This is a genomic window from Kitasatospora sp. NPDC057223 (genome assembly GCF_042669755.1).
In the GTDB taxonomy this organism is placed as follows: domain Bacteria; phylum Actinomycetota; class Actinomycetes; order Streptomycetales; family Streptomycetaceae; genus Kitasatospora.
Map to the genome: position 1 here is coordinate 105,281 of NZ_JBHUWW010000004.1, position 21,903 is coordinate 127,183.

Genomic DNA, 21,903 nt, shown 5'->3' on the forward strand with positions numbered 1-21,903 from the left:
GGCATCGACCGCCCGCCCGAAGGAGTGCAGCCATGGCCACCGGCATCGTCACGTCGTACCACGAGGGACACGGCTACGGGTCGATCAAGCCCGACGACGGCGGCCCGGAGGTGATCGTCTACTACGACTCGGTGACCTCCGACGCCGGCCGGGTACCGGTCACCGGGCCGGGCGGACGGGGGCTCGCCGTCGGGCAGAAGGTCAGCTACGAGCCGGCCAAGGAGGAGGGGCGGATCGTCGCGGAGCACGTCCGGCTGCTCTGACCGCACTGGGTACGATGACGGGCCATGGAGACAGCCCTGTGGTCCTTCGCCCTCGTCGTCGGCCTGCTCACCCTCACGCCCGGGCTCGACACGGCGCTGATCCTGCGCACCTCGGCCCTCGGCCACCGAAGGCAGGCCTGGGGAGTCGTCCTGGGGATCCAGACCGGCACGCTGGTCTGGGGCACCCTCACCTCGGCCGGCGTGACGGCGCTGCTCACCGCCTCGCACCTGGCGTACGAGATCCTGCGCTGGGCCGGCGCCGCCTACCTGCTCTGGATGGGCGTCCGGATGCTCCTCAGCCGGGACGCCGGCGTGGCGGAACCGGCGGCGGGCCCGGCGGGCGGCGGCCTGCTGCGCGGCTGGCGGCGCGGCACGCTCACCAACCTGCTGAACCCCAAGGTCGGCGTGTTCTACGTGGCGGTGCTGCCGCAGTTCATTCCGGCCGGCGTGCCGCACTTCTCCGCCGGTGTGCTGCTGACCTGCGTGCACGTGGCCGAGGGGCTGCTCTGGTCGGCCGTGCTGGTCGGCTTCGCCCGCGTGGTGCGCGGGAGCCTTCAGCGCCCGGCCGTCCGCAGGGCGCTCGACCGGGTGGCCGGGACGGTCGTGGCCGGGTTCGGGGTGCGTCTGGCACTCGGCGACTGAGCCCGTCGCCGTCCTGCCGCCCTGCCGTCCTGCTTCCCCGCCTCCCCGCTTCCCCGCCGTGACCGGCAGGTGCTTTCACCCGGCCGGGGCAGTGGTTCACCCGTGTGCTGCGTGTGAGTTGCGGGAGGAATGGGTTTGTGTGCAAACGTCTTCCTGATGGTTCCTGGCGGTCGTCCGCCGGGCCTGTCGTGAGGTCTCCGCCGTCGTGGGCGGCGGAGGTTCCGGACACTGTCGGAAGGACATTGTGATGTCGGTTCGTGTGACGCTTCCCAAGCTCGTCGCGATCGCCGCTCTCGCGGCCGTCGCAGCCGTTGCCGCCCCGAGCGCCGCGATGGCGTACGGCGGCCACCACCCGCAGCTGCCCTCGTCGCTGAGCAAGCTGCAGGCGGGCACCGCCGGGGTCGGCCTGTTCGGCCCGCACGCCAGCTGGCTGGACGCGTCCGAGGAGACCCACGGCTGACCTGCCGGGTGCGGGCCCCGCGGCCTCCGGGCCGCGGCGGCGTGCTGGTGGCCCCCGGGGACGACACCGTTCCCGGGGGCCGCGCGCGTGCGCGGGCCGCTCCCGGGCACGGACGGGCCGTCACCCGCGGTGGCTGACGGCCGGTCAGCCGAGCCGGCCGAGGCCGGTCTGCAACTCGTCGCCGTTCATGCAGGGGTGCACCGAGACGTGCGCGTTGAGCTGGACCCAGAACGGCTCGCAGACCGAGGGGATCGACGCCTCGTCGGCGAGGTCGATCACGAGGGTGGCGCAGCGGCGCCCGTCGCGGGCGTAGTAGTAGGCGGCCTCGGGCTTCAGGGCGCTCATCAGGTCGCCCATCACCTTGGGCAGGGTGCCGTCCTTGATCAGCCTGTTGGCGGCCTCGGTGTCGAGTTCGACGTTCAGCAGCGTGCGCATGAGCGGATGTCCTTGTCCGAGGAGCGCCGCCTGCGGGGGCGTCGCCCGGGGCGGTGACGTGCCGACGGCGCACCGCGCTCGGACGGGGCCGGGGTACCGTCGGCCAGTCCTTGTACCCCAGCTTCTCGCGGGAGGCCGGGTCCCGCGACCGGTCAGGCCGCGTGCGGGCGGGCCGGTTCGCCGCCGGTGCGGGCGAGGTCGTGGTGGATCGGGCCGTGGCCCGCGGAGAGCGGCAGGCAGGAGCCGCCCCGGCGGTGGGCGACGATCTCGGCGGCCACCGACACGGCGGTCTCCTCGGGTGTGCGGGCGCCGAGGTCGAGGCCGATGGGGGAGCGCAGCCGGCCGATCTCGGCATCGGTGAGGCCGACTTCGCGCAGGCGGGTGTTGCGGTCGCGGTGGGTGCGGCGCGAGCCCATCGCGCCGACGAAGCCGACCGGCAGCCGCAGCGCGCGCTCCAGCAGCGGGATGTCGAACTTGGCGTCGTGGGTGAGGACGCACAGCACGGTGCGGCCGTCGAGCCGGTCGAGCTGGGAGTCGAGGTAGCGGTGCGGCCAGTCGACGACGACCTCGTCCGCGTCGGGGAAGCGCCGGGCGGTGGCGAAGACCGGGCGGGCGTCGCAGACGGTGACCCGGTAGCCGAGGAACCTGCCGACCTTCACGACGGCGGCGGCGAAGTCGATGGCGCCGAAGACCAGCATCCGGGGCGCGGGCACGTACGACTCGACGAAGAAGGTGACGGTGCCCTTGCCCTCGTCGTCGCAGGGGCGCCCGTCCAGGCCGAGGACGAGCCGGCCGGTGCGGCCGGCGTCCAGCATGGCGCGGGCCTCGACGACGGCCGCGCGTTCCAGGGCGCCGGTCGTCGTCGGGGCGGGGGAGAGCGTGCCGTGGTGGCTGTCGGCGGTGACGGCGATGGTGGCGCCGACCAGGGCGGCGGGCCCGGCGATGACCCGGGCCAGGGCGACCGGCGAGCCGGAGGCGATGTAGGTGATGCCCGCGTCGAGGGCGGGGTCGGCGCCCGGGGTGACCGGCTGGACGAAGACGTCGATGATTCCGCCGCAGGTCAGGCCGACGGCGAAGGCGTCCTCGTCGCTGTACCCGAAGCGCTCCAGCACCGGCCGGCCGTCGGCGACGGCCTGCCGGCACAGCTCGTACACGGCCCCCTCGACGCAGCCGCCGGACACGCTGCCGATCGCCTCGCCGGCCGCGTCGACGGCGAGTGCCGCGCCCGGGTCGCGCGGCGCGCTGCCGGAGACACCGACGACGGTGGCCACCGCGAAGGAGCGCCCGGACGCGTGCCAGGCCTGCAACTGCTCGGCGATGTCCTGCATCTCGGTGGCTCCTTACGGGTGCGGAGGGGCTGACGGGAGGTGCCGCCGTACGGGCCGGGTGCCCGTACGGCGGCGGTGGCGCTAGTGGACGCCGAGCAGGTCCTTGACCGGGCTGAGCGCGAAGTAGACCACGAAGACCGCGGTCAGGACCCACATCAGCGGGCCCGGCTCGCGCCACTTGCCGGTACCGGCCTTGATGGCGACGTAGGAGATGACGCCGGCCGCGACACCGGCGGTGATGTTGTAGGTGAACGGCATCAGGACGGACGTCAGGAAGGCCGGGATGGCCACCTCGCGGTCCGACCAGTCGATGTGCCGCGCCTGGCTCATCATCATCGACCCGATGACGACGAGGGCGGCGGAGGCCACCTCGACCGGGACGATGCCGGCGAGCGGCGAGAAGAACAGCATCAGGGCGAAGAAGCCGCCGGTGACCAGGGAGGCGAGGCCGGTGCGGGCGCCGTCGCCGACGCCGGTGGCCGACTCGACGAACACCGTCTGGCCGCCGCCGCCCGCCACGCCGCCGATGGCGCCGCCGGCGCCGTCGATGAACAGTGCCTTGGACAGGCCGGGCATCCGGCCCTGCTTGTCGGCGAGTCCGGCCTCGGTGCCGACGCCGATGATGGTGGCCATCGCGTCGAAGAAGCCGGCCAGGACGAGGGTGAAGACCGCGACCGAGGCGCTGATGGCGCCCATGCCCTTGCCGGTGAAGGCCCCGAACAGGTCGATGTCACCGAAGAGGCCGAAGTCGGGTGCGGCGACCGGACTGCCGGGCCACTCGGGGACCGAGCTGCTCCAGGTGTGTTCCGGCAGGTCGACGAGCCCGTTGACGACGAACGCCAGGACGGTGCCGCCGGCGATGCCGATCAGGATCGCGCCGCGGGTGTTGCGGGCCAGCAGGATGAAGATCGCCAGCAGGGTGACCGCGAAGATCAGGACGGGCCAGCCGACCAGTTCGCTGTTGGGGCCGAGCGACACCGGCGGGCCGAACGGGTCCGGGCCGTGGTGGATGAAGCCGGACTTGACGAGACCGATCAGGGCGACGAACAGGCCGATGCCGATGGTGATCGCGTGCTTGATCGGCAGCGGGATGCCGTTCATGATCTTCTCGCGGAGGCCGGAGACGACCAGCAGCACGATCAGCAGGCCGTAGATCACGCAGAGGCCCATGGCCTGCGGCCAGGTGGTGTGCGGGGCGACGATCGTGGAGAGCGCGCCGGAGACCGAGAGGCCGGCGGCGAGGGCGAGCGGGACGTTGCCGACCACGCCCATCAGGATCGTGGTGACGGCGGCGGCCAGCGCGGTCGCCGTGGTCAGCTGCGCGTGATCGAGGTGGACGCCGTTCTTGTCGGCGCCGCCCAGCAGGATCGGGTTGAGCAGCAGGATGTAGGCCATCGCCATGAAGGTCGTGAGGCCGCCGCGGATCTCGGTCGCGAAGGTGGAGCCGCGGGCCGAGATCTTGAAGTAGGCGTTCAGCACGTTCTTCGACGGTATCGCCGCGGGCGACGGGGTGGCGTCGGCCTCGGTGGATCTGTCTTCAGTGGTACCTGGCTCCGTCGGGATCCGGGTCATGTCCACTCCCAAGGTTCATAGGGGGTTGGGGTGGGCGAGCCGACCTGGTGACCAGGCAGAGCTGGTGCAGGGGGACTGTTCGACTCACTGTGCGCGTATCGCGCACCGCTGCAGAACCCCGGCGTGGGAGAGGCAGCGGCAGGATGCGTTCGCTGTGGTTCAGGCTGTGCCTGAGGCTGTGGTTCAGGCTGTGGTTCAGGCTGTGGTTCAGGCTGTGCATGGCGGTGCTCTTCGGTGCTGCCCCGGGGCGGCGGGGAAGACTGTCACCGCCCCGGGGAAGATCGCTCCGGGTCCTAGAGGGTCCCGGTGATGTGCTCGGGGCGGACCGGGATGCGGCTGAGCGCCTTCCCGGTCGCCTGCCGGATGGCCGCGACGATGCACGGCGTGGCCGAGACGGTCGGTGCCTCGCCGACCCCGCGCAGCCCGTACGGCGCGTTCGGGTCGGGGAGTTCCAGCATGTCCACCGGGATCGGCGGGGTGTCCAGGATGGTGGGGATCAGGTAGTCGGTGAAGGAGGCGTTGCGCACCTTCCCGTCCTTGACGATGATCTCCTCCATCACGGCCAGGCCCAGTGCCTGGGTGCAGCCGCCCTGGATCTGGCCGATCACGGACAGCGGGTTCAGGGCCTTGCCGACGTCCTGGGCGGCGGTCAGCTCGACCACCTTGACCAGGCCCAGTTCGACGTCCACGTCGACGACCGCGCGGTTGGCGCAGAAGGTGTACTGGACGTGGCCGAAGCCCTGCCCGGTCTCCTTGTCGAACGGGACGGTCGGGCGGTGGTGGTGCTCGCGGGTGAGGTCGATCGCCTCGTCGCCGAGCAGGTCGACCATGGGGACGAGCACCCCGGCGGTCTCGGAGACCACCTTGCCGCCGGCCAGCGTGATGTCGGTCTGGGTCCAGCCGTAGCGCCGGCGGCCCTTCTCGATCAGCGCGGCCTTCACGGCCTCGGCCGCGTACTTCACCGCGCCGCCCGTCATGTACGTCTGACGCGAGGCGGAGGTGGAGCCGGCCGAGCCGACCTCGGTGTTGGCCGGGTGGATGGTGACCTGCTCGACGCCCAGCTCGGTGCGGGCGATCTGGGCGTGCACGGTGACGCCGCCCTGGCCGACCTCGGCCATCGCGGTGTGCACCATGGCGACCGGCTCGCCGCCGATCACCTCCAGGCGGACCCGGGCGGTGGAGTAGTCGTCGAAGCCCTCGGAGAAGCCGACGTTCTTGATGCCGACCGAGTAGCCGATGCCGCGGACGATGCCCTCACCGTGCGAGGTGTTGGACAGCGCGCCGGGCAGCGTGCGGACGTCGACGTCCGTCAGCTCCAGCGGCGGCGGCAGCGGCATGTCCTTGACCCGCTGGAGCAGCTCGGCGACCGGTGCGGGCGAGTCGATGACCTGCCCGGTGGGCATGGTGTCGCCCTCGGACATCGCGTTCAGCTGGCGCAGCTCGACCGGGTCCATGCCCAGCTCGGCGGCGAGCTTGTCCATCTGCGACTCGTACCCGAAGGCCGCCTGGACGGCGCCGAAGCCGCGCATCGCGCCGCAGGACGGGTTGTTGCTGTAGAGCGCGACGGCCTCCATCCGGACGTTCGGGATGACGTACGGGCCGTGGCCGAGCGAGGCCGCGTTGCCGACGACGGCGGGCGAGGCGGAGGCGTAGGCGCCGCCGTCCAGCACGATCCGGGCGTCGGCGAAGACCAGCTTGCCGTCCCGGGTGACGCCGTGCTCGTAGGTCATCCGCGCCGGGTGGCGGTGCACGTGGCCGAAGAAGGACTCGTCGCGGGCGTAGACGATCTTGACGGGCTTGCCGGTGCGCTGGGCCAGCAGCGAGGCGTGGATCTGCATCGAGAGGTCCTCGCGGCCGCCGAAGGCGCCGCCGACGCCGGCCAGCGTGAGGCGGACCTTCTCCTCGGGCAGGCCGAGTACGGGGGCCATCTGCTGGCGGTCCACGTGCAGCCACTGGGTGGCGACGTAGAGGTCGATGCCGCCGTCCTCGGCGGGCACGGCCAGGCCGGACTCGGGGCCGAGGAAGGCCTGGTCCTGCATGCCGACCTCGTAGTCGGCCTTCACGATCACGTCGGCGAGCGCGCGGATCTCCTCCGTCACGCCGCCGCCGTGCACCAGCTTCTGGCTGTGGCAGATGTTGCCGTGGCCGTGCGACTTGTACTCGTGCGGCTCGTGGACGTACCCGTACACCTCGGGGTTGAGGCACTGCTCCTCGGTGACGATCGGGTTGAGCACCTCGTACTCGACCTTGATCTTCTTCATCGCGCGGCGGGCCGTCTCCGGGTGGTCGGCCGCGACCAGCGCGATCGCCTCACCGTGGTAGCGCACCTTGTCGATCGCCAGGGCCGGCTGGTCCTGGATCTCCAGGCCGTAGAACTTCGTGCCGGGGATGTCCTCGTGGGTCAGCACGGCGTAGACGCCGGGGACCTTCAGGGCCTGCGAGATGTCCACCGAGAGGATGTTCGCGCGGGGGTGCGGCGAGCGCAGCGCCGTACCCCAGAGCATGTCCTCGTGCCACATGTCGGACGAGTACGCGAACTCGCCCCTGACCTTCAGCGTGCCGTCCGGGCGCAGCGGCGAGCCGCCGATGCCGTGCGGGCTGGCCTGCCGGATGTCCTGCAGGTTCTTCTGGCCCTGGATGGTGCGCGTACTCATTCCGAGACCGCCTTCGCACACTTGCGGGCGGAGGCGAGCCGCACCGCGTCCATGATCTTCTCGTAGCCGGTGCAGCGGCACAGGTTCCCCGAGAGGGCCTCGCGGATGTCCATGTCGCTGGGCTGCGCGTCCTGCTCCAGCAGCGCGTCGGTCTGCACGAGCAGCCCGGGGGTGCAGAAGCCGCACTGCACGGCGCCGGCGTCGACGAACGCCTGCTGGACGAGGCCCAGCTCGCCGTTCTCGTCGGCCAGGCCCTCGACGGTGCGGACCTCGCGGCCCTGCACCTGTCCGGCCGCGACCAGACACGAACAGACCGGTGTGCCGTCCAGGTAGACCGTGCAGGAACCGCACTCGCCCTGCTCGCAGGCGTTCTTCGAGCCCGGCAGGCCCACCCGCTCGCGCAGCACGTAGAGGAGGCTCTCGCCCTCCCAGACGTCGTCCGCCTCCACGGGCTTGCCGTTGGCGGTGAAAGTGACCCTCATGCCGCGCTCCTGATCTGCTTGCTGTAGTCGTTCCACGTCCAGGTGAGGGTGCGCCGGGCCATCACGGCCAGCGAGTGCCGCCGGTACTCGGCGGTGCCCCGGACGTCGTCGATCGGGGAGGCGGCGGCCTTCACCAGCTCGCCGAACCGCTGGACCACCTCGGTGCCCAGCAGCGCGCCGGACTCCCACAGGCCGCGCTCGGCGAGCACGCCCGCCAGGTACTCCTCGGCCTCCACCGCGCGGCGCGGCGTGGGGGCGGCCGAGCCGATCCCGGTGCCGACGGTGCCGCTCGATGGGTGCAGCGCGAAGCCGAAGGCGCAGACCGCGATGACCATCGCGTTGCGGGTGCCGATCTTCGAGAACTGCTGCGGGCCGTCCGCCACCGGGATGTGGACGGCGCGGATCAGCTCGTCCTGCTCCATCGAGTTGCGCTTGACGCCCACGTAGAAGTCGTCGATCGCGATCATCCGGGTGCCGCGCACCGCCGAGGCGACCTCGACGAACACGTCCCGGCCCGCCGCCAGCAGCGCGGGGTGCGCGTCACCGGCCGGGGACGCCCCGCCGAGGTTGCCGCCCACGCCGCCCCGGTTGCGGATCTGCGGCGAGCCGACGGTGTGGGAGGCCAGCGCGAGGCCGGGCAGCGGGCCGGACAGCTCGTTGATGATCCGGGTGTACGGCACCGAGGCACCGAGCTTCACCACCTCACCGGTGTTCTCCCACTCGGCGAGCTCGGTGATGCGGTTGAGGTCGAGAATCGCGGATGGCCGGTGCACGTCGAAGTTCATCTCGACCATGACGTCCGTACCGCCCGAGATGGGCAGCGCGGTCGGGTACTCAGCCTTCGCCGCGAGTGCCTCGTCCCAGGTAGCGGGCCGAAGGAACTCCATGCGGTGTCTCCTCAAGTCGTTGCCAGCTCGAACAACTGGGCACTGTGCCCGGGGTCCGCCCGGATCCACCCCATCGGGTGCGTCCGTACGGGTCCTGAAATCCTGGTGTCTCGGACCTTGCTACCGCCGCGTTGCCGAAGCGTTGAGTCCTGGTCACCGGGATGTGTCCGGCGGCGTGTGGCCAGTGAACCGCCGACGGGCCGCCCGGAGGCAGTCACCGATGGCATGAAGCCCCGGCCGTACTGCCGCCCGGCATCCTGTACGTTCCTCTAAGGCGGACAATCGCCCAGCCCAGCGGCCGCAACGCCGTCACTCCCGACCGTAATCCGGCCGTGACGGGGAAGCTACGGGCCCGTGACCCGCGAGCCGGTTGATACGTAACGCCGAGCACGGATGTTCGGGCACACTGTGAGCCCCGCAGGCGGACCGCCAGGTGCACCGATCCCTGCTCTCCGATCCCATCCCACCCGCTCCGCCCCACCTCACCCCGCCTCGCCTCGCCCCAGCCCAGCCCAGCCCAGCCGAAGGAGTCTGCGGATGCGTGTCCGTGACCTGCTCGCCCCCGGAGCCCCGAGACTGCGGCTGCTCGCCGCGGAGGACGAGCTGGACCGACAGGTCAGCGGCGTCATGACCACGGACCTGCACGACCCCGGCCGCTACCTGCACGGCGGCGAACTGGTGCTCACCGGCATGCTGTGGCGCACCGCCCCCGAGGACTCCGAGCGCTTCGTGCGCACCCTCGCGGCCGGCGGTGCCGTCGCCCTCGCGGCCGGCGAGGCCGAGGTCGGCCCGGTGCCGCAGGACCTCATCGAGGCCTGCCGGCGCCACCGCATGCCGCTGCTCGCGGTGCCCGACGACATCGCCTTCGGCGCCGTCGCCGAGTTCATCGGCCGGCAGGTGTCCGCGGACCGCGCCGCCGACCTCTCCGCCCTGGTGGACCGTCACCGGCTGCTGGTCTCGGCCGCGGGCGGCGGCGGACTGGACGCCGTCCTCGACCTGCTCGGCGGCGACCTCGACCTCGACTGCTGGGTGCTCACCCCCACCGGCGCGGTGATCGCCGGGCCCGCCGACCGGCTCTCCGCCGAGGACCGCGACCAGCTCGTCCGCGCCCACCTCGGCGCCCAGCGCCAGCGCCGCCGCCCCCCGCACCGGGCCAGGCTCGCCTCGGGCGCCTACTCGCTGCTGCCCGCGCCCGCCACGGCCGGCACCGACGCCCCGCTCGCCGACTGGGTGCTCGCGGTGGCCGGCGACGTCACCGAGTGGACGGCCAAGCGCCAGCAGCTCGCCGAGAACCTGGCCCGCCTGGTCGCCGCCGAGCGCACCCGCCGCGACGAGGGCCGCCGGCTGCGCAGGCGCCTCGCCGACGAGGTGCTCACCCTGCTCCAGCGCGACGCGGACCCGGCCGAGATCAGCCGCACCCTGTACGCCTCCTCCGCGATGGCCGCCCGCTACGAGGGCCGCGAGCCCAAGCCGCAGGCCGCCGAGGGCTCCTGGCTGGTCGTCAGCGCCGAAGGAACAGGACTACCCGAAGGAGCGGTCCGTTCAATCCTGGAGGAAGCTCTCACCGAGACCTCCGAGCGCGCCCTGGTCGCCGGCGGCGGCACCGGTGCGGTCGTCGTGCTGCCCGCACCGGACACCGCCGTCCCCGCCGAGGCGATGCGCCTGCTGCTCGCGCCGCTGGAGGCCGGCCTCGGCTCCGAGGGGCGGCTCACCCTCGGCGTCTCCGCCCCCGCCCAGGAGGCCGGCGGACTGCGCGGCGCCCTGGAGGAGGCCCGGCACGCCCGCCGGATCGCCGCCGCCCGGGTCGGCCGGGTCTGCGTGGCCGGGCCGGAGGAACTGGCCTCCCACGTCCTGCTGCTCGCCGCCGTCCCCGACGAGGTCCGCCGGGCCTTCCGCAGCCGGCTCCTGGACAAGGTCATCGCGTACGACATCGAGCACCAGGCCGACCTGGTCCGCACGCTGGAGGCCTTCCTGCGCTCGGACGGCTCCTGGACGCGCTGCGCCGCCCAGCTGCACGTGCACGTGAACACCCTGCGGTACCGGATCGGCCGGATCGAGGAACTGACCGGCCGTGACCTCTCCCGGCTGGAGGACCGCGTCGACTTCTACCTGGCGCTGGAACTGGCCTGACGCCGCGACGGGCCCCCGCAGGCGGTCTGCGGGGGCCCGTCGGCGCGTACGCGGGGTCAGAGCGGGGCGGGAGCGGGGCCGGAGCCGGGGCGGAGCGGGTTCAGGGCTGGACGGGGATCACACCGGTGAGCCACTCGAACACGCCCGGGACCATCGGCTTCCAGACGTCGCTGGCGTGCGGCCCGGTGGTCTCCACCGGCTGGACGGTGGTCGGTGCCTTCGCGGCGTCCCGGAGGGCGACCGCGTCCTCGTAGCCGTCCCCCTTGTTGCCGCTCAGGTAGAGGGCGACCTTCGGGGGCTGGGCGGCGTTCCTCAGGATGTTGAGCGGGTTGTTGGCCTCGCGCAGCTTCGGGTCCTGGCCGGCCAGCGAGTCCTTCTCGGCGGCCGGGTCGTTGTACCCGGAGAGGCTGACCCCGGCCCGGTAGCGGTTCGGGTGGGCGAGGGCCAGCTTGGTCGCGCAGTGCGCGCCGGCGGAGTACCCGGCGACGGCCCAGCGGTCCGGCGAGGGGTCGACCCGGAAGTTGTCCAGGACCATCTGCGGGACGTCCCGGGCCAGCCAGGTCTCGGCGTTGGCCTTGCCGGGCACGTCGGTGCAGCCGGCGTCGACCTGGTTGCCCAGCAGCAGGGTGCGGGGCGAGACCAGGATGAACGGGGCGACCTTGCCCTGCTGCATCAGCGGCTTGAGCTGCTCGGAGACCTTCAGCGTGCCGTACCAGGTGCTGGAGGAGCCCGGCCAGCCCGGGATCAGCTCGACGACCGGGAACTTCCGGTCCTTGTACGCGGGCTCGTCGTACTGCGGCGGGAGCCAGACCAGCACCTCGCCGTCGATCCCGGAGAGCTGCCCCTTCAGGTCGGTGCGCCGCACGTCCCCGGGCACCTTGGGGTCGTCCACGTTCTTGAAGGACTGGACGACCTTCGCCGGGGCCGGCGGCTTCGCGTCCTGGCCCGGCGCCGGCGTGCCGCCGGCCCCGTCGGCGGTGGCGGGCGGCACGGACGGGACGGCGCGGACGTGGTGGCCGGTGCCGAGCAGGTCGTCCCAGTTGCCGTAGATCAGGTTGGCGTTGTTCACCATCACGAAGACCATCAGCACGGCCGTGAGCTGGCAGAACAGCAGCATGGCCAGCCTGGACAGGACCTTCAGCGGCTTCGCTCCGCGGACTCTGCCCCAGAGCAGCATCGCGGCCGCGATCGAGACCGGCACGAGGATGATCGTGCAGATGAGGAACGGAGTGCCAGTCAGTTGCATCGAGTTCTCGTATCCGGTTTGCAAGCCGCGCGGGCCCGCTTGCCCGGTGCGCTCTCCAATGGGATGGGACGGCAGGGAACAGATGATCGGTTGCCACCGAATCTGTGGGAAACCTGAGAGGAACATCACATTTTGCTGATGATCTGCATCCGATCCCCGCACAGTCTGCCACCCGCGCGGGCGCGGTCGCAGGATTCGCCCAGGGATCTCCAAGGAATGCCCCCCAGCAGGCACGATACCGTTCCGATGAGACGGGGCCGGGCGAGGCGGTCCCGGCATCCGGACACCCGGCGTCCCAGACTGGTGCATGAGCCGGTCGGTTCCGGCCGCCCGGCCGGCGAAGCAGGAGACACGCACCCATGAGCCAGACCCGACTCCGTCCGCTCTGCGCGGCACTCGTGCTGATGGTGGCCCTCGCGGGCTGCAGCAGCACCGGCGGCAGACGGGCCGAGCAGGCCCGCGAGCGCGCCGCCGCGACGGCCGGCGGAGCGGTGGACACCCCGCGCTGGAAGGTCGCGATGGTCACCCACGCCGGGGCCGGCGACGCCTTCTGGGACACCGTCCGCAAGGGCGCCGAGCAGGCCGCGGCGAAGGACAACATCACCTTCCTGTACTCCAACGACGCGCAGACCCAGAACCAGGTCCAGCTCGTGCAGGCCGCCATCGACCAGCGGGTCGACGGCCTGCTGGTCAGCCTCGCCAAGGGCGACGCGCTCGGGCCGGTGCTGGCCAAGGCGAAGGCCGCCGGCATCCCGGTGATCAGCATCAACTCCGGGCAGGAGTTCTCCGCCCGGTTCGGCGCCCTCACCCACATCGGCCAGGACGAGACCACGGCCGGCCAGGCGGCCGGCGCCACGCTGGACGCCCGGGGCCGCAAGAACGTGCTCTGCGTCATCCACGAGCAGGGCAACGTCGGCCAGGAGCAGCGCTGCTCCGGCGCGCAGTCGAAGTTCGGCGGCCAGTTCCAGACCCTCTACGTCGACGGCGTCAGCATGCCCGACGCGAAGGCCGCCATCTCCGCGAAGCTCCAGGCCGACCCGGCGCTGGACACCGTGCTGACGCTGAGCGCCCCGATCGCCGCCACCGGCCTGCAGGCGATCCAGGACGCCCGCCGCCCGGTCGAGCTCGACACCTTCGACCTGGGCACCCAGGTGGTGGCCGGCCTGCAGGCCGGCACGGTCGGCTTCGCCGTCGACCAGCAGCCGTACCTCCAGGGCTACGAGGGCGTCGACCTGCTCTGGCTCTACCGCTACAACCTGGACGTGCTCGGCGGCGGCAAGCCGGTGCTGACCGGGCCCCAGGTGCTCACCAAGGACGACGCGGCCGCGCTCGCCCAGTACGTCGCGAGGGGTACGCGATGACCGCCGCCGCCCCGCCCCCGACGGACGTCCTCGCGAGCGAGCGCCCACCGGTGGCCCGCCGCCTGCTGGGCCGGCCGGAGACCGGCGCGCTGATCGCGGCCGTCGCCGTGTTCCTGGTCTTCTCGGTGGCCGCCGACAGCTTCCTGCGGGCGTCCTCGATCGGCACCGTGCTGTACGCCGCCTCCACCATCGGGATCATGGCCGTGCCGGTCTCGCTGCTGATGATCGGCGGCGAGTTCGACCTCTCGGCCGGCGTCCTGGTCACCACCGCCGCGCTGACCTCCTCGATGGTGTCCTACCAGCTCACCGCGGTGACCTGGGTGGGCACCTTCGTGTCGCTGCTGGTCGTGCTCGCCGTCAGCGGCTTCAACGGCTGGGTGCTCGGCCGCACCCGGCTGCCCAGCTTCATCGTCACGCTCGGCACCTTCCTGATGCTCACCGGCGCCAACCTCGGCGTGACCAAGCTCGTCACCGGGACGGTCACCACCAGGCCGATCTCCGACATGCAGGGCTTCGCCTCCTGCCGCTGGCTGTTCGCCTCCGAGATCACCGTCGGCGGGCTGTCGGTCAAGGCCACCGTCTGGTGGTGGCTGGGCCTGCTGGCGATCGGCAGCTGGGTGCTGCTGCGCACCAGCTTCGGCAACTGGATCTTCGCGGTCGGCGGGGACGCGGCCGCCGCCCGCGCCGTGGGAGTGCCGGTCGCCCGCACGAAGACAGCGCTCTACCTGGGTGTCGGCTTCTGCGCCTGGGTGCTCGGCCAGCACCTGCTGTACTCCTTCGACACCGTGCAGTCCGGCGAGGGCGTCGGCAACGAGCTGATCTACATCGTGGCGGCCGTCATCGGCGGCTGCCTGATCACCGGCGGGTACGGCTCGGTGATCGGCTCCGCCCTCGGCGCGCTGATCTTCGGCATGACCAGCAAGGGCATCGTCTACGCCGAGTGGAACCCCGACTGGTTCAAGTTCTTCCTCGGCGCGATGCTGCTGCTGGCCGCGCTGCTGAACTCCTGGGTGCGCCGCCGGGTCGAGCGGGGGCCGGGCCGGTGACGGGCCGTGAACTGCTCGCCCTGACCGGGGTCGGCAAGACGTACGGCTCCGTCCGCGCGCTCCAGGACGTCTCGCTGACGCTGCACGAGGGCGAGATCAGCTGCGTGCTCGGGGACAACGGCGCCGGCAAGTCCACCCTGATCAAGATCATCGCGGGGCTGCACCAGCACGACGAGGGCGGCTACACCATCGCCGGCGAGGAAGTCCGGCTCGGCTCGCCCCGCCAGGCCCTGGACCGCGGGATCGCCACCGTCTACCAGGACCTCGCGGTCGTCCCGCTGATGCCGGTCTGGCGCAACTTCTTCCTCGGCTCCGAGCGCGGCCGGCTCCGGATGGACACCGCCGGGATGCGCGCCACCACCCGCGAGGCGCTGCTGCGGATGGGCATCGACCTGCACGACGTGGACCAGCCGATCGGCACCCTCTCCGGTGGGCAGCGCCAGTGCGTCGCCATCGCCAGGGCCGTCCACTTCGGCGCCAAGGTGCTGATCCTGGACGAGCCGACGGCCGCGCTGGGCGTCAAGCAGTCCGGAGTGGTGCTGAAATACGTCACGGCGGCCCGCGAGGCGGGCCTCGGCGTCGTGCTGATCACCCACAACCCGCACCACGCCTATCTGGTGGGCGACCACTTCACCCTGCTCAAGCGGGGCAGGATGGCCGGTAGCCACCCGCGCGCGGAGACCACCCTCGAACAGCTCACCACCGAGATGGCCGGCGGGTCCGACCTCGCCGAACTCAGCCACGAGCTGGCCCGCACCGACCCGAAGGAGCGTCCGCAGCAGTGACCAGCCCCAACGCCGCCCCCAGGCAGGCGGTCCTGCCGACCCTGCTGGGCCTCGGCCCGCGCGCCGAGCGCCGCCGCCGTTCGCTGCCCGCGAGCATCCTGCGGCTGCCCACCATCGGGATCGACATCGGCGGCACCAAGGTGGTCGCCGGAGTGGTCGACGGCGAGGGCAGGGTGCTGGAGAAGCTGCGCACCGACACCCCCGACAAGAGCAAGAGCGCCAAGGTGGTCGAGGACGTCATCGTCGACCTGGTGCTGCGGCTCGCCGACCGCCACGACGTGCACGCCGTCGGCATCGGTGCGGCCGGCTGGGTCGACGCGGACCGCTCGCGGGTGCTCTTCGCCCCGCACCTGAACTGGCGCAACGAGCCGCTCCAGCAGGCCCTGAGCGAGCGGCTGCGGTTCCCGGTGATCGTCGAGAACGACGCCAACGCGGCCGCCTGGGCCGAGTGGCGCTTCGGTGCCGGGCGCGGCGAGGACCACATGGTGATGCTCACCCTGGGCACCGGGATCGGCGGCGCCGTCGTCCGGGACGGGTACGTGGACCGGGGCAAGTACGGGCTGGCCGGCGAGTTCGGCCACATGCAGGTCGTGCCCGGCGGGCACCGCTGCCCGTGCGGGAACCGGGGCTGCTGGGAGCAGTACTCCTCCGGCAACGCCCTCGTCCGGGACGCCCGGGAGCTGGTCGCGGAGGAGTCCCCGGTGGTCGAGCCGCTGCTCGCGCGGGCCGGCGGCACGGCGGCCGGGATCACCGGCCCGCTGGTCACCGAGGCCGCCCGGGAGGGTGACCCGGTCGCGACCGAACTGCTCTACGAGGTCGGCACCTGGCTCGGCGTCGGCATCGCCAACCTGGCCGCCGCGCTGGACCCCGGACGTTTCGTCATCGGCGGCGGTGTCTCCGAGGCGGGCGGCCTGCTGCTCGGCCCGGCCCGGGAGGCCTTCAAACGCACCCTCACCGGCCGGGGCTTCCGCCCGGAGGCCGTCATCGTGCACGCGGCTCTCGGCAACGAGGCCGGGCTGGTCGGCGCCGCCGACCTCGCGCGCCAGGTGGCGCGCCGGTTCCGCACCATCAAGCGCCACCGCGTCGAGCGCAGCGTCACGCCGTAGGGGCGTACCCGCCGGGCAGTGCACGGCCTGGCGGCCCGGGCGGCCGCCAGGCGCTCGTACGGGCTACCTGCCGGTGCGACGGCGGGCGGGTGTCTGCGGTGGTACGTCGGGTCTTCTTCTCTTGCGCTTACGTCTTCTCATGGCGCCTCCCCTCTCGTGTGCGAGCCATGACAATGATTACCAGGAGTGCCGTCGCACATGCAATGCGTAGTGAGTGTGGCGTGGGTAACTGGACGGCGGAATCCCGACGCCCTGTTGTCGGGTACACCTCCCCTGTGAAAGAACGGACCTGACATCGTCTCAGGAGGTCCCGTGAGAGCCCTGGCCCGCATCGCCCCGCCGCTCCTGCTCGCCACCGCGCTGGTCTGTGCCACCGTCGGGCCGGCGCAGGCGAGTGCGCCGCCGCCGCAGAAGGCGGCCGAGGCGGTGGGCCGGGGCGGGGCGGTCGCCAGCGTGGACGCGGACGCGACCGCCGCCGGGATCGAGGTGCTCCGGGGCGGCGGCAACGCCGTGGACGCGGCGGTCGCCACGGCCGCCGCGCTGGGTGTCACCGAGCCGTACTCGGCCGGAATCGGCGGCGGCGGCTACTTCGTGTACTACGACGCCGCGACCGGCCGGGTGTCCACCCTGGACGGCCGGGAGACGGCCTCCCGGACGGCCGACGAGTCGCTCTTCCTGGAGGACGGCAGGCCGCTGGCCTTCGCCGACGCCGTCACCAGCGGGCTGGCCGTCGGAGTCCCCGGTACGTCCGCCACCTGGGAGAAGGCCCTCCAGCTGTGGGGCAGCCGCCCGCTCGGCGAGGTGCTGAAGCCGGCCGAGCGGATCGCCGACGAGGGGTTCACCGTCGACCGGACGTTCCAGGACCAGACGGCCGGCAACGAGGCCCGGTTCAGGGACTTCCCGGAGACCAGCCGGCTCTTCCTGCCCGGGGGCAGGCTCCCCGAGGTCGGATCCACCCTGCGCAACCCCGATCTCGCCGCCACCTACCGGCAGCTGGGCCGGGAGGGCACGAAGGCGCTGTACCAGGGCCCGATCGGCGCCGACATCGTCCGTACGCTCCAGCAGCCGCCCGTCGACCCGGCGTCCGGGCGCGTCGCCCGGCCGGGCCGGGTGGACGCGGCCGACCTCGCGGCGTACCGAGTCGCCCGTCAGCAGCCGACCCACGTCGCCTACCGCGACTACGACGTGTACGGCATCGCGCCGTCCAGCTCCGGCGGCACCACCACCGGAGAGGCGCTCGGCATCCTGGAGGACACCGACCTCGCCGGGGCGGACGCGACGCAGTACTACCACCACTACCTGGAGGCGAGCCGGATCGCCTTCGCCGACCGCAACCGCTGGGTCGGCGACCCGCGCTTCTCCGACGTGCCCACCGGGCAGCTGCTGTCCCCGCGCTTCGCCGCCGCCCGGGCCTGCCTGATCAGCCCGGACCGCGCGCTCACCAGCCCGCTGGCCCCGGCCGACCCGCGCCGGCCGGCCGACTGCGCGAGCGAGGGCCCGGCCGGCACCGAGACCTACGAGGGGCCGAGCACCACCCACCTGACCGTCGCCGACAAGTGGGGCAACGTCGTCGCCTACACCCTGACGATCGAGCAGACCGGCGGCAGCGGCATCACGGTGCCCGGGCGGGGATTCCTGCTCAACAACGAACTGACGGACTTCTCGTTCACGCCCAACACGCCAGGGGTGCCCGACCCCAACCTCCCCGGGCCCGGCAAGCGGCCGCGTTCCTCGATCGCGCCGACCGTCGTGCTGCGCGACGGCGAGCCCGTCCTCGCGGCCGGCTCGCCCGGCGGTGCGACGATCATCACGACGGTGCTGCAGGTGCTGCTCGGCCGGCTCGACCGGGGCCTGACGCTGGAACAGGCGATCGCCGCGCCCCGGGCCAGCCAGCGCAACGGCGCAACCACCCAGGCGGAGCCGGCCTTCCTGGCGCTGCCCGAGCGGGCCCGGCTGGAGGCGCTCGGACAGGTCTTCGCGGCCACGCCCGAGATCGGCGCCGCGACCGGCGTGGAGCGGCTGCCGGACGGGCGCTGGGTGGCCGCGGCCGAACCCGTGCGGCGCGGCGGCGGCGCGGCGGCGGTGGTGCGGCCGTCCCGGTGATCCGGTCCGTTGTCGGTGCCGGACGGTAGATTCGGGGTGGGCGTCGGCAGCGGCGCCCACCCCGTCCGTACCCCGTCCGTACCCCGGTCCGGACGGCCCTCGTCCGCACCACCAGGGAAGGCCGCCCGCCGTGACCGTCCGCATCGCCACCTGGAACATCAACTCCGTCACCGCCAGGCTGCCCAAACTGCTGGAGTGGCTGGAGAGCGCCGAGCCCGACGTGCTCTGCCTCCAGGAGCTCAAGTGCTCCACCGAGGCCTTCCCGTACGAGGCCGTCAAGGAGCTCGGCTACGAGACCGCCGCCCACGGCACCGGCCGGTGGAACGGCGTCGCCGTGGTCTCCCGCCTGGGCCTCGACGACGTGGTGCGCGGCCTGCCCGAGCAGCCCGGCTTCCTCGCCGACGACGCCCTGCTGCCCGACGTCGAGCCGCGCGCGATCGCCGCGACCTGCGGCCCCGTCCGGGTCTGGTCCGTGTACGTGCCGAACGGCCGCGAGGTCGACCACGCCCACTACCGGTACAAGCTGGAGTGGCTGGAGACGCTGCGCCGGGCCGTCCTGGAGGACGCGGCGGGCGGGCGGCCGTTCGCCGTCCTCGGCGACTTCAACATCGCGCCCGCCGACGAGGACGTCTTCGACATCGCGGCCTTCGCCGGTCTGACCCACGTCACCCCGGCCGAGCGCGCCACCCTGACCGCCCTCCAGGAGGCCGGGCTGCAGGACGTGGTGCCGCGTCCGCTCAAGTACGACCGGCCCTACACCTACTGGGACTACCGCCAGCTGGCCTTCCCGAAGAACCGCGGGATGCGGATCGACCTGACGTACGGCAACAAGGCCTTCGCGGACGCGGTGACGGACAGCTACGTCGACCGCGAGGCCCGCAAGGGCAAGGGGACGTCCGACCACGCGCCGGTGGTCGTCGACCTCGACCTCTGAGCCGCCGGGCTCCGGCCCTGGTGGCGGAGCGTGACGGCCGTCCCCGAACGGTCGTATGCGGTGGCCGTCCCCGGGGGCGCTGCCTACGGTATGGGGTAACTGGGTGTAGTTGTCCGTTCACGTGGACACTCGCGTCCCCGACTGCGCCCGAGAATCCTGGAGGTTCCGGTATGCGCCCCACGCGTACGGCCGCCGCAGCTCTGACCGGTGCGACCCTGCTGATCGGCTTCGCGGCCCCGGCGGCGCTCGCCAAGGACGGTGACCGCGCATCGGTCAGCCCGTCCCAGGCTGCGCCGGGTCAGACCGTCACCGTCACCGTGTCCTGCGAGAAGAGCACCGCCAAGACCATCACCGCCGAATCCGCGGCCTTCGAGGGCGGCCCCGCCACCCTCACCCTGGGCTCGGACGGCCGGCACACGGGCTCGGCGAAGGTGGCGAACAAACCCGGCGGCGACGCCAAGGTCGACGGCAAGTGCCCGGACGGTGCCACGTTCTCCACCACGGTGACGGTGACCACGGTGACCGGCTCGACCCCGAGTCACAGTGCTGCGGCCACCCAGGCCGCCGGTGACTGGGCGTCCTCGGTGGCCGGGCACACCACCGGCCTGACCGAGGCGCCGCACGGCGCCGTGCAGACCGGCCTCGGCGGTTCGGTCGGCACCAACCCGGCCGAGCTGGCCGGCGGTGCGGCCCTGGTCGTCGGCGGGGTGGGCGGCTTCCTGCTGCTCCGCCGCCGGACGGGCTCGGGCTCGGCCTGAATCCTGGCCGTTGCGCGCGGAGCCCCCGGCCACGGCCGGGGGCTCCGAGTCGTCTCAGGCGGTCGGCGCGACCGCCGCGTCCTCGTCCGCCCGGCCCGCCTTCAGCAGGCCGCTCATCAGCAGGTACTGCGCGACCACGTACGTCGCCATGATCCAGAACTCGTGCCCGGGCAGCTCCCGCCAGTCCGCCAGCTGGGTGGCGATCAGGGTGTCCGAGAGCAGGAAGAGCGCGCCGCCGAGGCCGGTGCGCCACCCCAGCCGGGCGGAGGTGACGGCGGTGGAGGTCAGCAGCAGGCTGTAGACGGCGACCGGGATCCGCAGGTCGCCCAGCCCCGGCCAGAGCCGCCCGACCAGCACCGCCCAGGCCACCGCGTAGGCCGCCGCCACGACCGCCGTACGCCGCCGGTCGTCGAGCGCGCCGCGCTGCACGAACATCGTCACGTAGCAGACGTGCGCGGCCGCGAACGAGCCCATGCCGGCCAGGAAGGCGGTGTCCCCGCCGGCCTGCAGCAGGATGTCGCCGCCGGCGCTGAGCAGCAGGGCGGGGGCGAGCAGCTTCGGCGCCCGCGGGGCGGCGGTCAGGCTGTGCGCGGCGAGCAGCGGCATCAGGGCCGGCTTGGTGGCGTGCTGGAGCGCCGGGCTGTGGGCGAGGATCGCGCCCAGGTGCGCGGCCGAGGTGGCGGCGAAGCCGGTGAGCAGGCCGCGGGCGGCGCGCAGCCGTCCGCCGAGGGCGGCGCGGGTCGTGGTGCTGAGGCTCATGCGGCGGTGCCCTCCGGGCGGTCCTGGGGTCCCGGCTGCCAGCCCGGCCCCTTGGTGAGGTGGCGCAGGCGGTCGCGCCAGTTGTCGGCGGCGGCCCAGTCCCGGGCGATGGACGCGTACTCGTGGGTGGCCACCCGCAACGGGTTGAAGGTGTCCAGATCCTTCGTCAGGCCGTAGACCGGCCTGGTGGTCTCGGGGGCGAACGAGCGGAACAGCCGGTCCCAGACGATCAGGATGCCGCCGAAGTTGCGGTCCAGGTAGCCGCCCTGGGAGGCGTGGTGCACCCGGTGGTGGGACGGCGTGTTGAGGACGTACTCGACCGGCCGGGGCAGCCGGCCGATCCGCTCGGTGTGGATCCAGAACTGGTACACCAGGTTGGCGGAGGAGCAGAACGCGAGGGCGGCGGGGTGCACTCCGGCCAGGATCAGCGGGACGTAGAACACCCAGCTGGTGGCGCTCGTCCAGGGCTGGCGCAGCGCCGTCGAGAGGTTGTAGTGCTTGCTGGAGTGGTGCACCACGTGGCAGGCCCAGAGGATCCGGACCACGTGGTGGCCGCGGTGCGACCAGTAGTAGAAGAAGTCCTGCGCCAGCAGCATCAGCGGCACCGTCCACCACAGGACGGGCACCCGAAGCGGAGTCAGTTCGTACAGCGCCGCGTAGATCGCGACGACCGGGATCTTCCACAGCGCGTCGAAGACCAGGCTGCCGAGGCCCATGGTGAGGCTGGTCGTGGTGTCCTTGCGGCTGTAGCCCTGTTCGTCCTCGTCCGGATGGAACCGGAACGAGGCGATCTCCAGGACGGTGAGCAGCACGAAGGCGGGTATCGACCACAGCACCACGTCGGGCAGGTTCGGCATGTCCGGCACCATAAGCGACGGCGGGCACCCGGCGGAAGAGGTTGTTACCGACGCGTAGATTCCGGTCCGGCGGCCGGGCGCGGGCCGGACAATTC

20 protein-coding genes are annotated in these 21,903 nt (G+C 72.6%); 11 read left to right on the plus strand and 9 right to left on the minus strand.

Annotation, left to right across the window (positions count from 1 at the left end):
- Nucleotides 1-32 precede the first annotated feature (32 nt).
- The 3 genes from ACFUK0_RS03110 to ACFUK0_RS03120 all read left to right on the plus strand — a co-directional run bounded on the left by ACFUK0_RS03110 (nt 33) and on the right by ACFUK0_RS03120 (nt 1,365).
- A complete protein-coding gene (locus ACFUK0_RS03110; protein ID WP_380246269.1) occupies nt 33-263 on the plus strand; it encodes a cold-shock protein in 231 nt (76 codons plus the stop codon).
- Between the two features lie 24 nt (nt 264-287).
- Nucleotides 288-905 (plus strand): LysE family translocator, encoded by a 618-nt coding sequence (locus ACFUK0_RS03115; RefSeq protein ID WP_380246270.1) that lies wholly within the window; start codon nt 288-290, stop codon nt 903-905.
- A gap of 247 nt (nt 906-1,152) precedes the next feature.
- Complete coding sequence (locus ACFUK0_RS03120; protein WP_380246271.1) at nt 1,153-1,365, plus strand: hypothetical protein; 213 nt, start codon at nt 1,153-1,155, stop codon at nt 1,363-1,365.
- 144 nt (nt 1,366-1,509) lie between these two features.
- Here the strand turns inward: ACFUK0_RS03120 and ACFUK0_RS03125 are convergent, their stop codons facing one another.
- The 6 genes from ACFUK0_RS03125 to ACFUK0_RS03150 form a co-directional block, all read right to left on the minus strand.
- Nucleotides 1,510-1,800 (minus strand): hypothetical protein, encoded by a 291-nt coding sequence (locus tag ACFUK0_RS03125; protein ID WP_380246272.1) that lies wholly within the window; start codon nt 1,798-1,800, stop codon nt 1,510-1,512.
- A 152-nt stretch (nt 1,801-1,952) separates the two neighbouring features.
- The gene (locus ACFUK0_RS03130) at nt 1,953-3,128 is read right to left on the minus strand and encodes an XdhC family protein (protein ID WP_380246273.1); all 1,176 of its coding nucleotides are present in this window, start codon (nt 3,126-3,128) and stop codon (nt 1,953-1,955) included.
- An 81-nt stretch (nt 3,129-3,209) separates the two neighbouring features.
- Complete coding sequence (locus ACFUK0_RS03135) at nt 3,210-4,700, minus strand: NCS2 family permease (RefSeq protein WP_380246274.1); 1,491 nt, start codon at nt 4,698-4,700, stop codon at nt 3,210-3,212.
- A gap of 293 nt (nt 4,701-4,993) precedes the next feature.
- Entirely contained in the window at nt 4,994-7,354 is a 2,361-nt protein-coding gene (gene pucD / locus ACFUK0_RS03140; protein ID WP_380246275.1) for a xanthine dehydrogenase subunit D, read from the minus strand.
- A complete protein-coding gene (locus ACFUK0_RS03145; protein ID WP_380246276.1) occupies nt 7,351-7,836 on the minus strand; it encodes a (2Fe-2S)-binding protein in 486 nt (161 codons plus the stop codon). The genes pucD and ACFUK0_RS03145 overlap by 4 nt, the downstream gene beginning before the upstream one ends.
- A complete protein-coding gene (locus tag ACFUK0_RS03150; RefSeq protein WP_380246277.1) occupies nt 7,833-8,723 on the minus strand; it encodes an FAD binding domain-containing protein in 891 nt (296 codons plus the stop codon). The genes ACFUK0_RS03145 and ACFUK0_RS03150 overlap by 4 nt, the downstream gene beginning before the upstream one ends.
- Before the next feature lie 537 nt (nt 8,724-9,260).
- Between ACFUK0_RS03150 and ACFUK0_RS03155 the strand changes: the two genes are divergently transcribed.
- Nucleotides 9,261-10,853, plus strand: a complete 1,593-nt coding sequence (locus tag ACFUK0_RS03155; protein WP_380246278.1) for a PucR family transcriptional regulator — start codon at nt 9,261-9,263, stop codon at nt 10,851-10,853.
- A 100-nt stretch (nt 10,854-10,953) separates the two neighbouring features.
- Here the strand turns inward: ACFUK0_RS03155 and ACFUK0_RS03160 are convergent, their stop codons facing one another.
- Nucleotides 10,954-12,099 carry an alpha/beta hydrolase gene (locus ACFUK0_RS03160; RefSeq protein WP_380246279.1) on the minus strand — a complete coding sequence of 382 codons (1,146 nt, stop codon included), beginning with the start codon at nt 12,097-12,099 and terminating at the stop codon, nt 10,954-10,956.
- 359 nt (nt 12,100-12,458) lie between these two features.
- On the opposite strand from ACFUK0_RS03160, the gene ACFUK0_RS03165 reads away from it, so the two are divergent.
- The 7 genes from ACFUK0_RS03165 (at nt 12,459) to ACFUK0_RS03195 (ending at nt 20,192) form a co-directional block, all read left to right on the plus strand.
- Complete coding sequence (locus ACFUK0_RS03165) at nt 12,459-13,460, plus strand: substrate-binding domain-containing protein (protein WP_380246280.1); 1,002 nt, start codon at nt 12,459-12,461, stop codon at nt 13,458-13,460.
- Nucleotides 13,457-14,506, plus strand: a complete 1,050-nt coding sequence (locus ACFUK0_RS03170) for an ABC transporter permease (RefSeq protein ID WP_380246281.1) — start codon at nt 13,457-13,459, stop codon at nt 14,504-14,506. The genes ACFUK0_RS03165 and ACFUK0_RS03170 overlap by 4 nt, the downstream gene beginning before the upstream one ends.
- Entirely contained in the window at nt 14,503-15,291 is a 789-nt protein-coding gene (locus ACFUK0_RS03175) for an ATP-binding cassette domain-containing protein (RefSeq protein WP_380246282.1), read from the plus strand. The genes ACFUK0_RS03170 and ACFUK0_RS03175 overlap by 4 nt, the downstream gene beginning before the upstream one ends.
- Entirely contained in the window at nt 15,288-16,397 is a 1,110-nt protein-coding gene (locus ACFUK0_RS03180) for an ROK family glucokinase (RefSeq protein WP_380246283.1), read from the plus strand. The genes ACFUK0_RS03175 and ACFUK0_RS03180 overlap by 4 nt, the downstream gene beginning before the upstream one ends.
- 345 nt (nt 16,398-16,742) lie before the next feature.
- Nucleotides 16,743-18,500, plus strand: a complete 1,758-nt coding sequence (gene ggt, locus ACFUK0_RS03185) for a gamma-glutamyltransferase (RefSeq protein WP_380246317.1) — start codon at nt 16,743-16,745, stop codon at nt 18,498-18,500.
- Nucleotides 18,501-18,630: 130 nt separating this feature from the next.
- Complete coding sequence (locus tag ACFUK0_RS03190; RefSeq protein WP_380246284.1) at nt 18,631-19,434, plus strand: exodeoxyribonuclease III; 804 nt, start codon at nt 18,631-18,633, stop codon at nt 19,432-19,434.
- Between the two features lie 170 nt (nt 19,435-19,604).
- Nucleotides 19,605-20,192 carry a hypothetical protein gene (locus ACFUK0_RS03195; RefSeq protein WP_380246285.1) on the plus strand — a complete coding sequence of 196 codons (588 nt, stop codon included), beginning with the start codon at nt 19,605-19,607 and terminating at the stop codon, nt 20,190-20,192.
- 54 nt (nt 20,193-20,246) lie between these two features.
- Here the strand turns inward: ACFUK0_RS03195 and ACFUK0_RS03200 are convergent, their stop codons facing one another.
- Nucleotides 20,247-20,951: a lysoplasmalogenase gene (locus tag ACFUK0_RS03200; RefSeq protein ID WP_380246286.1), complete on the minus strand. Its 705-nt coding sequence runs from the start codon at nt 20,949-20,951 to the stop codon at nt 20,247-20,249.
- Complete coding sequence (locus ACFUK0_RS03205) at nt 20,948-21,808, minus strand: sterol desaturase family protein (RefSeq protein ID WP_380246287.1); 861 nt, start codon at nt 21,806-21,808, stop codon at nt 20,948-20,950. The genes ACFUK0_RS03200 and ACFUK0_RS03205 overlap by 4 nt, the downstream gene beginning before the upstream one ends.
- Between the last annotated feature and the right edge of the window lie 95 nt (nt 21,809-21,903).

What these genes read in the sequence shown, in the direction of transcription:
- ACFUK0_RS03110 (WP_380246269.1), top strand. Translation starts at nt 33, where the DNA reads ATGGCCACCGGCATCGTCACGTCGTACCACGAGGGACACGGCTACGGG.
- ACFUK0_RS03115 (WP_380246270.1), top strand. Translation starts at nt 288, where the DNA reads ATGGAGACAGCCCTGTGGTCCTTCGCCCTCGTCGTCGGCCTGCTCACC.
- ACFUK0_RS03120 (WP_380246271.1), top strand. Translation starts at nt 1,153, where the DNA reads ATGTCGGTTCGTGTGACGCTTCCCAAGCTCGTCGCGATCGCCGCTCTC.
- ACFUK0_RS03125 (WP_380246272.1), bottom strand. Translation starts at nt 1,800, where the DNA reads ATGCGCACGCTGCTGAACGTCGAACTCGACACCGAGGCCGCCAACAGG.
- ACFUK0_RS03130 (WP_380246273.1), bottom strand. Translation starts at nt 3,128, where the DNA reads ATGCAGGACATCGCCGAGCAGTTGCAGGCCTGGCACGCGTCCGGGCGC.
- ACFUK0_RS03135 (WP_380246274.1), bottom strand. Translation starts at nt 4,700, where the DNA reads ATGACCCGGATCCCGACGGAGCCAGGTACCACTGAAGACAGATCCACC.
- pucD (WP_380246275.1), bottom strand. Translation starts at nt 7,354, where the DNA reads ATGAGTACGCGCACCATCCAGGGCCAGAAGAACCTGCAGGACATCCGG.
- ACFUK0_RS03145 (WP_380246276.1), bottom strand. Translation starts at nt 7,836, where the DNA reads ATGAGGGTCACTTTCACCGCCAACGGCAAGCCCGTGGAGGCGGACGAC.
- ACFUK0_RS03150 (WP_380246277.1), bottom strand. Translation starts at nt 8,723, where the DNA reads ATGGAGTTCCTTCGGCCCGCTACCTGGGACGAGGCACTCGCGGCGAAG.
- ACFUK0_RS03155 (WP_380246278.1), top strand. Translation starts at nt 9,261, where the DNA reads ATGCGTGTCCGTGACCTGCTCGCCCCCGGAGCCCCGAGACTGCGGCTG.
- ACFUK0_RS03160 (WP_380246279.1), bottom strand. Translation starts at nt 12,099, where the DNA reads ATGCAACTGACTGGCACTCCGTTCCTCATCTGCACGATCATCCTCGTG.
- ACFUK0_RS03165 (WP_380246280.1), top strand. Translation starts at nt 12,459, where the DNA reads ATGAGCCAGACCCGACTCCGTCCGCTCTGCGCGGCACTCGTGCTGATG.
- ACFUK0_RS03170 (WP_380246281.1), top strand. Translation starts at nt 13,457, where the DNA reads ATGACCGCCGCCGCCCCGCCCCCGACGGACGTCCTCGCGAGCGAGCGC.
- ACFUK0_RS03195 (WP_380246285.1), top strand. Translation starts at nt 19,605, where the DNA reads ATGCGCCCCACGCGTACGGCCGCCGCAGCTCTGACCGGTGCGACCCTG.
- ACFUK0_RS03200 (WP_380246286.1), bottom strand. Translation starts at nt 20,951, where the DNA reads ATGAGCCTCAGCACCACGACCCGCGCCGCCCTCGGCGGACGGCTGCGC.
- ACFUK0_RS03205 (WP_380246287.1), bottom strand. Translation starts at nt 21,808, where the DNA reads ATGCCGAACCTGCCCGACGTGGTGCTGTGGTCGATACCCGCCTTCGTG.